Source organism: Streptomyces sp. NPDC048248 (assembly GCF_043201875.1).
GTDB lineage: Bacteria > Actinomycetota > Actinomycetes > Streptomycetales > Streptomycetaceae > Streptomyces.
The window spans coordinates 28,733-42,269 of the sequence record NZ_JBICZL010000006.1 but is presented as its reverse complement, the minus strand read 5'-3'; the positions used below and the strand labels follow the sequence as shown (position 1 = coordinate 42,269).

General features: G+C 70.5%; 14 protein-coding genes. 8 read left to right on the top strand and 6 right to left on the bottom strand.

The annotated features are described in order from the left end of the window. Nucleotides 1-163: 163 nt before the first annotated feature. On the bottom strand, nucleotides 164-1,579 hold the full coding sequence (locus tag ACGFZW_RS13925; protein ID WP_393893323.1) for a sensor histidine kinase: 1,416 nt from the start codon (nucleotides 1,577-1,579) through the stop codon (nucleotides 164-166). Between the two features lie 16 nt (nucleotides 1,580-1,595). After that, nucleotides 1,596-2,339: a response regulator transcription factor gene (locus ACGFZW_RS13920; protein WP_393893322.1), complete on the bottom strand. Its 744-nt coding sequence runs from the start codon at nucleotides 2,337-2,339 to the stop codon at nucleotides 1,596-1,598. Between the two features lie 276 nt (nucleotides 2,340-2,615). On the opposite strand from ACGFZW_RS13920, the gene ACGFZW_RS13915 reads away from it, so the two are divergent. The 8 genes from ACGFZW_RS13915 to ACGFZW_RS13880 all read left to right on the top strand — a co-directional run bounded on the left by ACGFZW_RS13915 (nucleotide 2,616) and on the right by ACGFZW_RS13880 (nucleotide 9,476). Next, complete coding sequence (locus ACGFZW_RS13915) at nucleotides 2,616-3,401, top strand: amino acid ABC transporter ATP-binding protein (protein WP_393893321.1); 786 nt, start codon at nucleotides 2,616-2,618, stop codon at nucleotides 3,399-3,401. Nucleotides 3,402-3,457: 56 nt separating this feature from the next. Further along, nucleotides 3,458-4,369, top strand: a complete 912-nt coding sequence (locus tag ACGFZW_RS13910) for a glutamate ABC transporter substrate-binding protein (protein WP_393893320.1) — start codon at nucleotides 3,458-3,460, stop codon at nucleotides 4,367-4,369. Nucleotides 4,370-4,522: 153 nt separating this feature from the next. Then, nucleotides 4,523-5,170, top strand: coding sequence for an amino acid ABC transporter permease (locus ACGFZW_RS13905; RefSeq protein WP_393893319.1), 648 nt, complete (start codon nucleotides 4,523-4,525; stop codon nucleotides 5,168-5,170). Between the two features lie 73 nt (nucleotides 5,171-5,243). Further along, the gene (locus tag ACGFZW_RS13900; protein ID WP_393893318.1) at nucleotides 5,244-6,179 is read left to right on the top strand and encodes an amino acid ABC transporter permease; all 936 of its coding nucleotides are present in this window, start codon (nucleotides 5,244-5,246) and stop codon (nucleotides 6,177-6,179) included. A 175-nt stretch (nucleotides 6,180-6,354) separates the two neighbouring features. Then, nucleotides 6,355-8,208 carry an FAD-dependent monooxygenase gene (locus ACGFZW_RS13895; protein WP_393893317.1) on the top strand — a complete coding sequence of 618 codons (1,854 nt, stop codon included), beginning with the start codon at nucleotides 6,355-6,357 and terminating at the stop codon, nucleotides 8,206-8,208. Then, a complete protein-coding gene (locus ACGFZW_RS13890; RefSeq protein ID WP_393893316.1) occupies nucleotides 8,171-8,287 on the top strand; it encodes a putative leader peptide in 117 nt (38 codons plus the stop codon). Before ACGFZW_RS13895 ends, ACGFZW_RS13890 begins: the two co-directional genes overlap by 38 nt. A gap of 75 nt (nucleotides 8,288-8,362) precedes the next feature. Further along, nucleotides 8,363-8,905 (top strand): cysteine dioxygenase, encoded by a 543-nt coding sequence (locus ACGFZW_RS13885; protein WP_393893315.1) that lies wholly within the window; start codon nucleotides 8,363-8,365, stop codon nucleotides 8,903-8,905. 193 nt (nucleotides 8,906-9,098) lie between these two features. Next, entirely contained in the window at nucleotides 9,099-9,476 is a 378-nt protein-coding gene (locus ACGFZW_RS13880; RefSeq protein ID WP_393893314.1) for a rhodanese-like domain-containing protein, read from the top strand. Between the two features lie 228 nt (nucleotides 9,477-9,704). Here ACGFZW_RS13880 and recX read toward each other — a convergent pair whose 3' ends face one another. The 4 genes from recX to ACGFZW_RS13860 form a co-directional block, all read right to left on the bottom strand. Next, nucleotides 9,705-10,376 (bottom strand): recombination regulator RecX, encoded by a 672-nt coding sequence (recX, locus tag ACGFZW_RS13875; protein ID WP_393893313.1) that lies wholly within the window; start codon nucleotides 10,374-10,376, stop codon nucleotides 9,705-9,707. 6 nt (nucleotides 10,377-10,382) lie between these two features. Next, nucleotides 10,383-11,504 carry a recombinase RecA gene (recA, locus tag ACGFZW_RS13870; RefSeq protein WP_393893312.1) on the bottom strand — a complete coding sequence of 374 codons (1,122 nt, stop codon included), beginning with the start codon at nucleotides 11,502-11,504 and terminating at the stop codon, nucleotides 10,383-10,385. 233 nt (nucleotides 11,505-11,737) lie between these two features. Beyond that, a complete protein-coding gene (locus tag ACGFZW_RS13865; protein ID WP_393893311.1) occupies nucleotides 11,738-13,117 on the bottom strand; it encodes an AI-2E family transporter in 1,380 nt (459 codons plus the stop codon). Nucleotides 13,118-13,269: 152 nt separating this feature from the next. Then, nucleotides 13,270-13,464 (bottom strand): DUF3046 domain-containing protein, encoded by a 195-nt coding sequence (locus ACGFZW_RS13860; protein WP_393893310.1) that lies wholly within the window; start codon nucleotides 13,462-13,464, stop codon nucleotides 13,270-13,272. Nucleotides 13,465-13,537: the final 73 nt, after the last annotated feature.

The following is a 13,537-nucleotide window of genomic DNA, read 5'->3' as shown; positions in this document are numbered from 1 at the left end:
ATTGCCCCACACCGGAAAGGTCCGGAAAACAATGAACGCCCGGGGCTACAAGCCTCCGGGCGCGCACAAAGTTCATGGGTACCACAACTGCAACGCTGTTCACGTTAGCACAGATTCCGGTGGTGTTGCGGCGAATGCCCAGGTGGCCGGGCGGGGCACGGCTTCACGGCGCGTTGCGCGGCACGGTGACGGTGACCCGCAGGCCGTGCGGCGGGTGCGGAGCGAAGGCGAGGGTGGCACCGCCCGCGGCGAGCAGCGCACGGGTGATCGACAGACCGAGACCCGATCCGGAGACGTTCTGGTGGCGGCCGCTGCGCCAGAATCGGTCGCCGATCCGTGCCAGCTCGTCGTCGGTCAGTCCGGGACCGCGGTCGGCGACGGTGACGCGGACGCTCTCGCCGTCCGCGACGACCGCGACGGTGACCGGTTCCCCGGGCGGGGTGAACTTCAGGGCGTTGTCGACGACCGCGTCGAGCGCGCTGGAGAGGGCGACCGGATCGGCCCAGCCGGTGACGGCGCTGTGCCCCTCGTACATCAGCCGGACGCCCTTGTCGTCGGCGAGCGGGTGCCAGGAGCCGACGCGTTCGACGGCCAGCGCGGCGACGTCGGTGAGCTGGAGATCGGCGGGGGTGTGCTCGGCGAGGGCGAGATCGAGGAGGTCGTCGAGGACGTGCGCCAGGCGCTTGCCCTCGGTGCGGACCGAGGCGATCTCCTCGTTGCCGTCGGGGAGTTCCAGCGCGAGCAGCTCGATGCGCAGGAGGAGCGCGGAGAGCGGGTTGCGCAGTTGGTGGGAGGCGTCGGCGACGAAGGCCCGCTGCTGTTCCAGGACGTCCTCGACGTTGTCGGCCATCTCGTTGAACGAGCGGGCCAGGCGGCGCAGTTCGGGCGGGCCCGCGGTGGCGGCGACCCGGGACTTCATCCGGCCGGTGGCGATGTCGTGGCTGGCCGCGTCCAGCACCCGCACCGGGCGCAGCACCCAGCCGGTGAGACGGAAGGCCGCGGCGACGGCGAGGAGCATGGCCGCGCACACCCCCGCCGTGATGGTCAGCCAGCCGTCCACGATGTGCGAACGCATCTGCGCCGTGGGCGAGTCGGTGACGACGACCGCGACCACGTCACCGTCCCGGATGACGGGCGAGGCAACGGGGATGCGGCCGTCGCGGTCCCAGGGCCAGATCTGCCGCGGGTCGTGACTGCGGCGCCCGGCCAGCGCCTCGCGGAAGGCCTGGGCGCCTTCGCGGTCGCGGGGCACCGGCAGGTCGCCGGGGGCCGCTGCCATCGGCGTGTGATCGCGGTAGAAGACGCCGGCGCGGATGCCGTAGAGGTCGTGGTAGCGGGCCAGCTCGGAGCGGAGGGTGTTGCGCCGCTCGTCCTCGTCGGGGCTCTTGACCGAGGTGTCGGATTCGGGGCGGGCGGTGACGAACTGCGCCAGGGAGGCGAACCGCGCGGCGTCGTCGATCCGGTCGACGACCACCCGCTGCTGCTCCACCCCGGCCGTGATGACGCCGAGCGGGATGCCGAGCGCGAGCAGCACACCGGCCATGAGGACGATGAGGAGCGGAAGGAGTCGGGTGCGCACGTGCTCGCGGTGGCCTTCAGGACGCCGGCGAGGCGGGCGGCGGGCCCGGAGCGGCGGGGGCCGGGACGACCAGGCGGTAGCCGACGCCGCGGACGGTCTCGATCAGCGCGGGCATCCGCAGTTTGGCGCGGAGCGAGGCGATGTGCACCTCCAGGGTCCGGCCGGTGCCCTCCCAACTCGTGCGCCACACCTCGCTGATGATCTGCTCCCGGCGGAAGACCACTCCGGGGCGCTGGGCGAGAAGGGCGAGCAGGTCGAACTCCTTGCGGGTGAGCGGGACCGCGGTGCCGTCCACGGACACCTGGCGGGTGGCGAGTTCGACGCTGACCGGGCCGAGCCGCAACGCGTCGCCGCCCCCGGCGCTCTCCTCGGCCTGCTGGTCGGCGCCGCCGGAGGCGTTGCGCCGGCTCACGGCGTGGATGCGGGCGAGCAGTTCGCCGGTGTCATAGGGCTTGACGACATAGTCGTCGGCGCCGAGATTGAGGCCGTGGATGCGCGAGCGCACGTCCGAGCGCGCGGTGACCATGATGACCGGGATGGCGCAGAGCTTGCGGATCCGGCCGCACACCTCGAAGCCGTCCTGGTCGGGCAGGCCGAGGTCGAGGAGCACCACGGCGAACGGCTCCGTGTCGTGGGGCAGCAACGCCTGCAGGGCCTCCTCGCCGCTGCGTGCGTGCACGACCGCGACGCCGTGCTTGGCGAGCACGGCGGACAGGGCCGCGGCGACATGATCGTCGTCCTCGACGAGCAGCAGTCTCATCGGCCTCCTCCTCGGTTCCGTGCGTACAGGCCACAGGGCATCTACGGCGATAGGTGGTGTGCGCGTCAAGGGGAGGCCACCCCCGCGACGCCATCCGTTACCCAGCCGGTACGCCGGGGGCATGCCGGCACCGGACACGCACCGTCGTAGGTCTTTCACCCAGTGTGTCCCTTTGCGGCCGGATCGTTATGCTCAATTTCCCCTCAGATGTAATGACGCTGGTCGCAGGCCGTTACTAGGGTCCTCCACAACCGAGGAGGACGGAGCTACACGCCGATGAGCGAAGTATCGGTGACCAAGAACGCCGAGGGTCCCGCGCCGGCAGGGGATCAGCTGGTCGTGCTGGACAACGTGAACAAGCACTTCGGCGCGCTGCACGTGCTCCAGGACATCGACCTGACGATCCGCCGCGGCGAGGTCGTCGTCGTGATCGGGCCCTCGGGGTCCGGCAAGTCGACGCTCTGCCGCACGATCAACCGCCTGGAGACGATCGACACCGGCAGCATCAGCATCGACGGCAAGGCACTGCCGCAGGAGGGGCGTGAGCTGGCGCGGCTGCGCGCCGACGTGGGCATGGTCTTCCAGTCCTTCAACCTCTTCGCGCACAAGACGGTGCTCGAGAACGTGATGCTGGGGCAGACCAAGGTCCGCAGGACGGACAAGGCGGCCGCGGAGCAGAAGGCCCGCGCCCTCCTGGACCGGGTGGGCGTCGGCACGCAGGCCGACAAGTACCCCGCCCAGCTGTCCGGTGGCCAGCAGCAGCGCGTGGCGATCGCCCGTGCGCTGGCGATGGACCCGAAGGTCATGCTCTTCGACGAGCCGACCTCCGCGCTGGACCCGGAGATGATCAATGAGGTGCTGGAGGTCATGCAGCAGCTCGCCCGGGACGGCATGACGATGGTCGTCGTCACCCACGAGATGGGCTTCGCCCGCTCCGCGGCCAACCGCGTCGTCTTCATGGCGGACGGCCGCATCGTCGAGGAAGCCGAGCCGAACCAGTTCTTCAACAACCCGCGCAGCGACCGGGCGAAGGACTTCCTGTCGAAGATCCTTCACCACTGAGGCCGCAGTTGGGCCACCATGTTTGCCAACACTTGTTGAACCAAAGGATGTTCACCATGAGGATTCGTAAGACGGCCGCTGCGGGTGCGGTGGTGCTCGCTCTGGCGGCGACGGCGACCGCGTGTGGCGGCGAGTCGGGTACGGCCGGCGACAAGCCCGCCGGTGGCGATCTCTTCAGCGGCAAGTACAAGGTCGCCTCGGCGCCGAAGATCGACTCGGCGGTGCTGAAGAAGGCCCAGAAGGCCAAGAAGATCACCGTTGGCGTCAAGGCCGACCAGCCGTTCCTCGGCTTCAAGGACCCGGCGACCGGGAAGTTCTCCGGTTTCGACATCGAGATCGCCAAGATGGTCGCGGCCGACCTCGGCTTCTCCGAGAAGCAGATCACCTTCAAGACGATCGACTCCAACGTCCGTGAGACCACCATCTCCAAGGGCTCGGTCGACTTCTACGTCGGTACGTACACGATCAACGACGAGCGCAAGAAGCAGGTCGGCTTCGCGGGCCCGTACTACACCGCAGGCGCGGACCTCCTGGTGCGCAAGGAGGAGAAGGCCATCAAGGGCCCGGACTCCCTCAAGGGCAAGAAGGTCTGCTCGATCGTCGGCTCCACTCCGCTCCAGGAGATCAAGAAGCCGAAGTACGGCGCCAACACCACCGAGACGTCGAAGTACTCCGACTGCGTCAAGTTCCTGCTGGACGGCGCTGTGGACGCGGTCACCACCGACGACGCGATCCTCAAGGGCTACGCCGCCCAGCGGCCCGAGAAGCTCAAGGTGGTCGAGAAGCCGTTCACCAAGGAGCCCTACGGCGTCGGCATGCTCAAGGACGACAAGGCCCTGCGCAACGCGATCACCGACGCGCTGGAGAGCCACATCAAGAACGGTGACTACAAGAAGGCGTACGAAGGCACGCTCGGCAAGTCGGGCTCGTCCTACGTCGCCCCGGAGACGCCGCTGCCGCGCTACTGAGGCGCCCGCGCACATCTCCGACTGCGCCGCCCCGTACGCCCGCCGCGGCGGGTGTACGGGGCGCGCTGTCTTCCGGCCCGCACCGACGGCCCCGCGCCGACGTCCGCACCGGCCCTTTCCCGCCGTCGACCTGACCGCTACCGCGGAGACCCCATGAACGTACTCCTCGATTATCTGCCCGAGTTCCGCGACGGATTCCTCGGAACCCTGGCGATCACCGCGTCCAGCGCGCTGCTCGCCCTGGTACTCGGCGTTCTCATAGCCGGTTTCCGGGTCTCTCCGATCCCGCCGCTGCGCGCTTTCGGGACGGCCTGGGTCACGGTGCTGCGCAACACGCCGCTGACGCTGCTCTTCCTCGTCGCGTTCTTCGTCGTCCCCCAGATCCTCTTCCAGGGGGCGAGCCCGTACATCCTCGCCACTCTGGCCCTCGGCTTCTACACCTCCTCCTTCGTGTGCGAGGCGGTCCGGTCCGGTATCAACACCGTCCCCCTGGGCCAGGCCGAGGCCGCGCGCAGCATCGGCATGACGTTCGCCCAGACGCTGCGCGAGATCGTGCTCCCGCAGGCCACGCGCACCGTTCTGCCGCCGCTGAGCAGCATCTTCATCGCGCTGACGAAGAACTCCGCGATCGCCGGAGCGTTCGGCTACGGCGAGCTGTTCAACGTCTCCAAGCTGCTGAACGACAAGGGGTACGCGATCGCCTGGATCTTCCTGTGGACCGCGCTCGCCTACCTCGTCATCACCTTCGCCATCAGCGGTCTCTTCCGGCTGGCGGAGCGCCGGATGGGGGTCGCCCGATGAGCGGACGTGAGAGGCGGAACAGCATGACGTGGATGCCACGCGCAGGCGGGGCGGAACAGAGCGAGGTAAGGGCATGAGCGGCGCCAGCGTTCTCTACGACGTACCGGGACCGAAGGCGAAGGTACGCAACCGCTTCTACACCGTCCTCGGCTCCCTCGCGGTGCTCTCGCTGATCGCTTTCGCGTTCATGCGGCTGAGCGCCAAGGGCCAGCTCGAGCCCGAGGTGTGGAACATCTTCAACAACGCCGGTGTGCGGGCCAACATCCGCGACGGCGTGGTGACGACACTGTCCGTCTTCGCGGTCGCGGCGGTCCTGTCGCTGGTCCTGGGCGTGCTGCTCGCGGTGGCACGGCTGTCCGACCACAAGCCGGTCCGCTGGCTGGCGACGGGCTTCATCGAGCTCTTCCGCGCCGTCCCGCTGCTGATCACGATCTACGCGCTGTGGGTGATCCTCCTCAGCAACCGCGAGAGCCTGGGCCTCTCCGGCAGCGCGCCACAGTTCTGGGCGCTGGTCATCGGCCTGACGATCTACAACGGCTCGGTGCAGGCCGAGGTGCTGCGGGCCGGCATCAACTCCGTGCCCAAGGGGCAGAGCGAGGCCGCCTACGCGCTGGGCATGAGCAAGACGCAGGTCATGACGACGGTGCTGATTCCGCAGGCCGTCCGCGCGATGCTGCCGACGATCATCAGCCAGCTGGTGGTGACCCTGAAGGACACCTCCCTCGGATACATCATCACGTTCGAGGAGCTGCTCTACACGGCTCGCCTGATGAGCACCAACATCATCGTCAACGGCAACGACACCTACGTCCCGGTCATCATCGTCATCGGCAGCATCTACGTCGCGATGTGCCTGGCGCTGTCCGCCCTGGCGAACTGGATCGAGCGGCGCGGCCGCCGGGCCAGGACCGGCATCGGGGTGACCGAGGCCGGTGAGCCGGTGGCGGCGACCGACGCCCTGGAAGTCCACGACCCGATCCCCGGCGGGCCGGTCGACAAGAAGGACTGACGGTACGACAGACTGTCCTCGAACTGCCCGAAGGCGGCGGCGCACGTGCCGCCGCCTTTGGTCACTTGACGGGGACGGCCGCAATGGGTTGCATACGCTGTGTGATCACGCACCGGGCTCCAACTGCCAGTTCCCGCACGCCCCGTAAGCACCGCTGGACTCAGGGAGCCACGCCGTGGACCCGGTGATCGTCGTCGGGGCCGGCCCGGTCGGCCTCTCGCTCGCCCTTTCCCTGGCCCGCCTCGGTGTCCCTTCGGTCGTCCTGGACGAGACCACCGGCCAGGAGGACACCCGGCCCGCCCGCACCGCCGTGCTCCGTCAGGAGACCGCGGAATTCGTCGGGCGCCTCGGCTGCGCCGACACTCTGGAGACGGCGGGCACCCGCTGGACCGCCTGGCGCACGATGCACCGCCGCCGCCTGCTGGAGCGCGTCGTCTTCGACCACCCGTCGCCCAGTGCCACGCCCTCCCCCGTCCATCTCCCCCAGCACTCCCTGACCCGCGCGCTGCGCGCCGCCCTCGCCCGCGAGAAGCTCGCCGAGATCGTCACCGGCAGCCGGCTGGCCGAGCTGGAGCAGGACGAGCGCGGCATCAGCGCCCACACCCGCGGGCCCAACGGGACGTGGTGGCGCGGCAGTTACCTCGTCGGCTGCGACGGCCCCCGCTCGACGGTCCGCAAGCTGCTCGACATCCGCTTCCCGGGCCGCACGGCCGTCGAACGGCACGCCGTCGCGGCACTACGCACCGACCTCCCCTGGCCGGGCGAGGCACTGCTGCACCGCTCACCGACCCGGCACGGCGGGCCCCGCGGCGAGGTCTCTGCCCGCCCTCTAGCCGACGGCGTGTGGCGGCTGGACTGGCTGCTGCCGCCCGGGCGTGAGCTGGTCACGCCGGACGCGCTGGTCGCCAGGATCCGCGACTCCCTGGCCGGATGGGCCCATGAAGCGGTGACCGGGCCGGACGGTGCCACCGCGTCCCCCCACGCCACCCCGCACGCCCGAGGGCGCGGCCACGGCCGGCTGGTCCCCCCGTACGAGCTGCTCGACACCGGCGTCCACACCGTCCATCACCGGCTGGCGCGGCGCTGGCGACTGGGCCGTGCCTTCCTCGCCGGTGACGCCGCGCATCTGCTGGGCGCGCTCGGGACCCAAGGACTGGACGAGGGGCTGCGGGACGCCGAGAACCTCGCCTGGAAGCTGGGCCTGGCCTGGCACCAAGGGGCTTCCGAGGCACTCCTGGACAGCTACCAGGCGGAGCGGCGTGGGTCGGTCGCGGCGCGGCTGCGCGCCGCCGACCAGGTGCTGCCGCTGCTTCGGGAGGGCGGCGGAGCCCGCTGGCGGACCATGGTGCCGGGCGGCGCGCGCGGTCGCTGCGCGATGCTGACGGACGGACATCTGGGTCGCGGCCCGCTGGGCGCACCGCCGGCGTACGCCCGCTCCCCACTCGCGCCGACCGCCGAGCAGGCGGCGGGCACGCCCGTCGGCACCCTTCCGGGGGCGCCCGTCACCGACGTCCCGGTGACCGCGTCGGACGGGTCGGTCGTCCGGCTGCGTGACCGGCTGGGCCACGGGCTGCTGGCGGTCCTGGTGGCGCCCGGTACCGGGGTGTGGGACCGGCGGCACTGGAAGTCCGCCGGCCTGATGCCGCGGCTGACCGGCACCGTCTCCGGGCTGCCCATGCCGGCCGAGGTCCTGGTGACCGAGTCCTATCCGGGCGCTCCGGCACACACCGTGCTGCTCGTACGGCCCGACGGTCACCTCGTCACCGCACTGTCGGGCGTCCGGCCGGAGGAGCTGTACGCCTGCGCGGACGCGGTGCGGGGCGGGGCCGGCGATCGGGAGGGGATGCGACAGCTGCCACGGCCCGCCGCTCCCGGGGGAGCCGACGCGGGCGACGAAAGCGGCACCGCGGCGAACAGTCCCGCCGAGGAGGCCGACGGGGGTGCGGCGCCCGGGCCCGCATCCGCTCACGACGCGCTTCCGGCTGTTGACCGTGCGGGAACACACATGCTTCACTCCGAGGGTGACTGATCACGGCTCGCGATTCTGGCGGAGGGTCCATCTGGACCTGGTCCGCTATGCGGGCTGCATGTGTAGTCCGTCCTTCTGATTCGCCTTCCTTCCCGCGCGGCCCCTCGTCATCTCCTGGCGGCCGCGCCTCTTCGCGATCACCAGGACGGTTTCCGTGCCCGACGTACGTACCCCTGTGCTCCCGCATGCCACCGGCCATGACAGTGGCCCCAGCGCATCCGAGCTCCTCGACTTCGCCCGCCGCACCGCCGCGGACAGCGCACTCGTCACCTCGCTCCCCCTCGACCCCGAAGGCCGCACCTGGATCCGGCTGGACGGGCCCGGCGGCAGCGAGGCGTGGCTCATCGGCTGGCCGCCCGGCACGGGCACCGGCTGGCACGACCACGGCGGCTCGCGCGGCGCCTTCGCTGCGGCCGGCGGTGAGCTGACCGAACAGTCGCTCGCGGTCCAGCTGCCCACCGAGGGCTGGAAGACCCTGGAGCTCGCCGACGGCGTGGACCGGGAGCGCACGCTCAGCGATGGGCGGGGCCGTGCCTTCGGCCCGCACCATGTCCACCAGGTGCTCAACCTCTCCCACGACACCCATGCGGTGTCGGTGCACGCCTACTACCCGCCGCTGCCGCTGATGCGCCGTTACAGCCGGACCGGCCCCGTGCTGCGACTCGAAGAGGTCGAGCGCCCGGAGGAGTGGGAGTGATCGCCCGGCGGACGGGGGAGATGACGGTGCGCGTCCGTCGTGGCCCGAGGCTGCGGGAGCCGTTGCCGACGACCGCCCTGACACGTCCGACCGACCGGGTTGGCCCGCGCGGGCCGGGGGTTGTTCGGGCGCGGGACACCGTAGGCACCGGCAGCGCCGGAAACACCGGAGGCGTGAGAGGAGTGTGGGCGGGATGAGCGCCGTCGAGGATCTGCTGGACAAGGCCCGGGAAGAGCTGGTGCGCATCGGCCCCGAGGAGGCCGCCGCGGTGCAGGAAGCCGGCGGGCTCCTGGTGGACATCCGCTACGCGGCGCTGCGGGAGCGTGACGGCACCATTCCCGGCGCGCTCATCGTCGAGCGCAACGAGCTGGAGTGGCGGCTCGACCCGACGGGCGACCACCGCGCCCCCGAGGCGACCCATCACGCCCTGCCCGTCGTGGTGATCTGCAACGAGGGCTACGCATCGAGTCTCGCGGCCGTCTCCCTGCGTCAGTTGGGCCTGCACCGCGCAACGGACCTGACGGGCGGCTTCCAGGCATGGCGGGCAGCGGGCCTGCCGGTTACGGACTGAGGTCCCGCGGCGAGCTGCGGACGGGAAGTGCCGGGCAGGAGCCTGACACGTCCGGTACACCGGACGACGGCGGCCGGCCGGGGCGCGCTCGGCGGCGCCCCACCGCTGCTGCCCGTTCCCGGCCCCTGCTCGACCTGCTCGCTTCGTCTCCGTCGATCGGGCCGGCGTTCGATGCCCGGCCGGGCTCGCTGTCCGACGACCGGGCTGCGATGTCTCACGGGCAGGGGCTCAGACGTCCGGCAGATGCTGGTCCAGCAGCTCCGGGTCTTCGCCTTCCTCTTCCAGCGCCCGGCGGACCACGCGGAGGGCGAGACCTTCCGGATAGCCCTTGCGGGCCAGCATCCCGGCAAGTCGGCGGAGCCGCTTTTCCCTGTCCAGCCCCCGCGTCGTGCGGAGCTTGCGGTCGACCAGGGCGCGGGCGGTGGACTCCTCCTGCTCGGAGTCGAGGCGCCCGACGGCCTCATCGATCACGGCGGAGTCCACACCCTTGGTGCGCAGTTCGCGCGCGAGGGCGCGGCGGGCCAGCCCTCGGCCGTGGTGGCGTGATTCCACCCAGGCGTCGGCGAAGGCCGCGTCATCGATGAGCCCGACATCCTCGAATCGGGACAGCACCTCCTCCGCGGCCTCCTCGGGGATACCCCGCTGATGCAGGGCGTCCCCAAGTTGCTTGCGCGTACGCGGGCTTCCGGTGAGCAGGCGCAGACATATGGCCCGTGCCTGCTCCTCGGGCGTACGCGGCGGTTCCGTCCCGGCCCTCGGTGAGTCCGGGTCTCCCCCACTGAAGGCAAGGGCGGAACCACCGCCCTTCTTACGGCCCCTGCGGCCGTTACGGTTCTCGGCGTCGCCCGCAGCGCTGCTGGTGTCGTCCTCGCTGCCCGGCCATTCCGTTCGCCGCGTCATGGCGGACTAGCTTTTGGCCGCGGCGGCCTTGGAACCCTTGGCGGCCTTGGCCGCCGGTGCCGGAACCGCGGCGGCCGGGTCGGCCACCACCCCCGCGGCGTCCACGCCGGGCTCCGCGGCCGGGTCCTGCGGCTTCACGCCGATGCCCAGCTTCTCCTTGATCTTCCTCTCGACCTCGTTGGCGAGGTCCGGGTTGTCCTTGAGGAAGTTGCGGGCGTTTTCCTTGCCCTGGCCGAGCTGGTCGCCTTCGTAGGTGTACCAAGCGCCGGACTTGCGGATGAAGCCGTGCTCCACGCCCATGTCGATCAGGCCGCCCTCGCGGCTGATGCCCTGGCCGTAGAGGATGTCGAACTCCGCCTGCTTGAAGGGCGGCGCGACCTTGTTCTTCACGACCTTGACGCGGGTGCGGTTGCCGACCGCGTCGGTGCCGTCCTTGAGGGTCTCGATGCGGCGGATGTCGAGACGCACGGAGGCGTAGAACTTCAGCGCGCGGCCACCGGTCGTGGTCTCCGGCGAGCCGAACATCACGCCGATCTTCTCGCGGAGCTGGTTGATGAAGATGGCGGTGGTCTTGGACTGGTTGAGCGCGCTGGTGATCTTGCGCAGCGCCTGGCTCATGAGCCGGGCCTGGAGACCGACGTGGGAGTCGCCCATTTCGCCCTCGATCTCGGCCCGCGGCACCAGGGCGGCGACGGAGTCGATGACGATGAGGTCGAGCGCCCCGGACCGGACCAGCATGTCCGTGATCTCCAGGGCCTGCTCGCCGTTGTCCGGCTGGGACAGGATCAGGGCGTCGGTGTCCACACCGAGCTTCTTGGCGTACTCGGGGTCGAGTGCGTGCTCGGCGTCGATGAACGCCACGGAGCCGCCGGACTTCTGGGCGTTCGCCACGGCGTGCAGCGTCAGGGTCGTCTTACCGGAGGACTCCGGACCGTAGACCTCCACCACGCGGCCGCGGGGGATGCCGCCGACGCCCAGCGCCACGTCGAGCGCGGTCGAGCCGGTGGGGATGACCTCGATGGGTTCGTTGGGCCGCTCCCCCATGCGCATCACGGCGCCCTTGCCGAATTGCCGTTCAATCTGTGCGAGCGCAGCGTCGAGCGCCTTCTCGCGGTCAGTGCCTGCCATGGGTTCCACCCGATTTGCTTGAGTCGATCGCTTCACGTCCATGACGCTAACGCCTGCCACTGACAATGCGCCCGGACCCGGCTCCAGCCTGTGGATAACTTCCGGAAAGCTCCGGGACACAGGTCGGATCTCCCATCAGAATGGATGTTCGATTTTGGTGTCAAGCGCACCACCCGTGCGCCCGGGAGCGGGGCGCCCTCCGCGGCAGCCGCCGCCCGCCCCGGCCATCGCCCTCAGCGACCGTTCTCGGGACCGCCTTCGTCGCTCCCCTGCTCCCTGCCCGGCTCTTCGCCGCCCTGGTCCTCGCCGCGGGCATCCTGACCGGTCTCGTCCGAGGGCGGCTCCTCCCCGGCCTTCCCCTTCTTCTTCCCGGTCCCCGGATCCAGATGCGACCCGCCCGGGCTCTTGCGCCAGTCCTCCAGCGGAGCGGTCGGCTGCCTGGCGTGCAGGGTGCGCCGGGCACGCGCGAGCACCCGCGCGCCACGTCTGCGGCCCGCGCCTCCCCGGACCCTCGGATCGTTGGTGACCTCGTACCGCCTGACGTACGCACTCAGGAACGCCTGCAGCGTCGCGGTGGCCGGGATGGCGATCAGCGCGCCGACCACTCCCATCAGCGCCGTGCCCGCGACGACCGACCCGAAGGCGACGGCGGGGTGTATGTCGACGGTCTTCGCGGTGATCCGGGGCTGGAGGAGGTAGTTCTCGAACTGCTGGTAGACGACCACGAACCCGAACACCCACAGGGCGTACCAGGGGTTGACGCTGAAGGCGATCAGTATCGGCAGCGCGCCCGCCAGATAGGTGCCGATGGTCGGGATGAACTGCGAGACCAGGCCCACCCACATGCCCAGCGCCGGGGCGTACGGCACGCCGAGGATCTCCAGCAGGACGTAGTGCGCGACGCCCGAGATCAGCGCCATCAGGCCGCGGGAGTAGAGATATCCGCCGGTCTTGGCGACCGCGATCTCCCAGGCACGCAGCACCTCGGCCTGCCGGCTGGGCGGGAGGACGGAGCACAGCGCTCGGCGCAGCCGGGGGCCGTCGGCGGCGAAGTAGAACGAGAACAGAGCGACCGTCAGCAGGTTGAACAGGCTGCCGAGCACTGTCGCTGAGACGGCGAGGACGTTGTTGGCGCTGTCCTGGACGTACTTCTGCAGCCAGTCGGACTTGAGCAGGTTGTTCTGCACCTCGACCCGCGAGAGGTGGGTGTGGAAGGTGTCGTTCGTCCACCTGATGACGGAGTCCAGATAGTGCGGGAACTCCTCGACCATCGTGGCGATCTGACCGGCGAGCATGGAGCCGAGCAGGGTGAAGAATCCGGCGGTGACGACGAGGACCCCGATGAACACCGCCCCCGTGGCGAGCCCGCGCCGCATGCCGCGGGCCGCCATCCAGTCGACCGCGGGTTCGACGGCCAGCGCGAGGAAGAACGCGATCAGTACGTTCAGCAGAAGGTTGATGAGCTGGTGGAACGCCCAGCTGGCGAGCTGGAAGCAGCCCACGAGAGCGAGCGCGAGCAGCATGGCGCGCGGCAGCCAGCGCGGCATCCGGGCGCCAAGGCGATCCTCGGGCCGTGGGTCGTCGTTGCTGGTGATCTCATCTGTCGCGGGCACGGCCCAAGTGTCGCGCACGGGTACGACAGTGCACGGCCTGCCCCGCGCATTCGTCCGAGATGGTCGCTCCCTGGGCGTCCCTCAGCGTGCCGGGGGACCGAGGCGGGCAGGGGTGCACACCGCCCCGGGCGCCCACCACGCCGGAGCCCGGCTCACTGCTTGTCGTAGGGAACATCCATCGTCGAGCAGACCACCCGCCACACCTCTTTGGCGCTCCAGCCCGCGTCCAGCGCCTCGTGGACCGTCCGGCCGCCGAGGTCGGACATCACGTGATCGCGCGCGAAGGAGTCGGCGTACGCCGCACCGAAGTGATCCGCCATCCGCTGCCAGAAGACCGTCAACCGCATGCCCCCAGTATCCCGCCCTGGGAGGGCAGCCGTGCACGAGCGCCGCCACGGGGCGGTGTGGGCTCTACGGTCG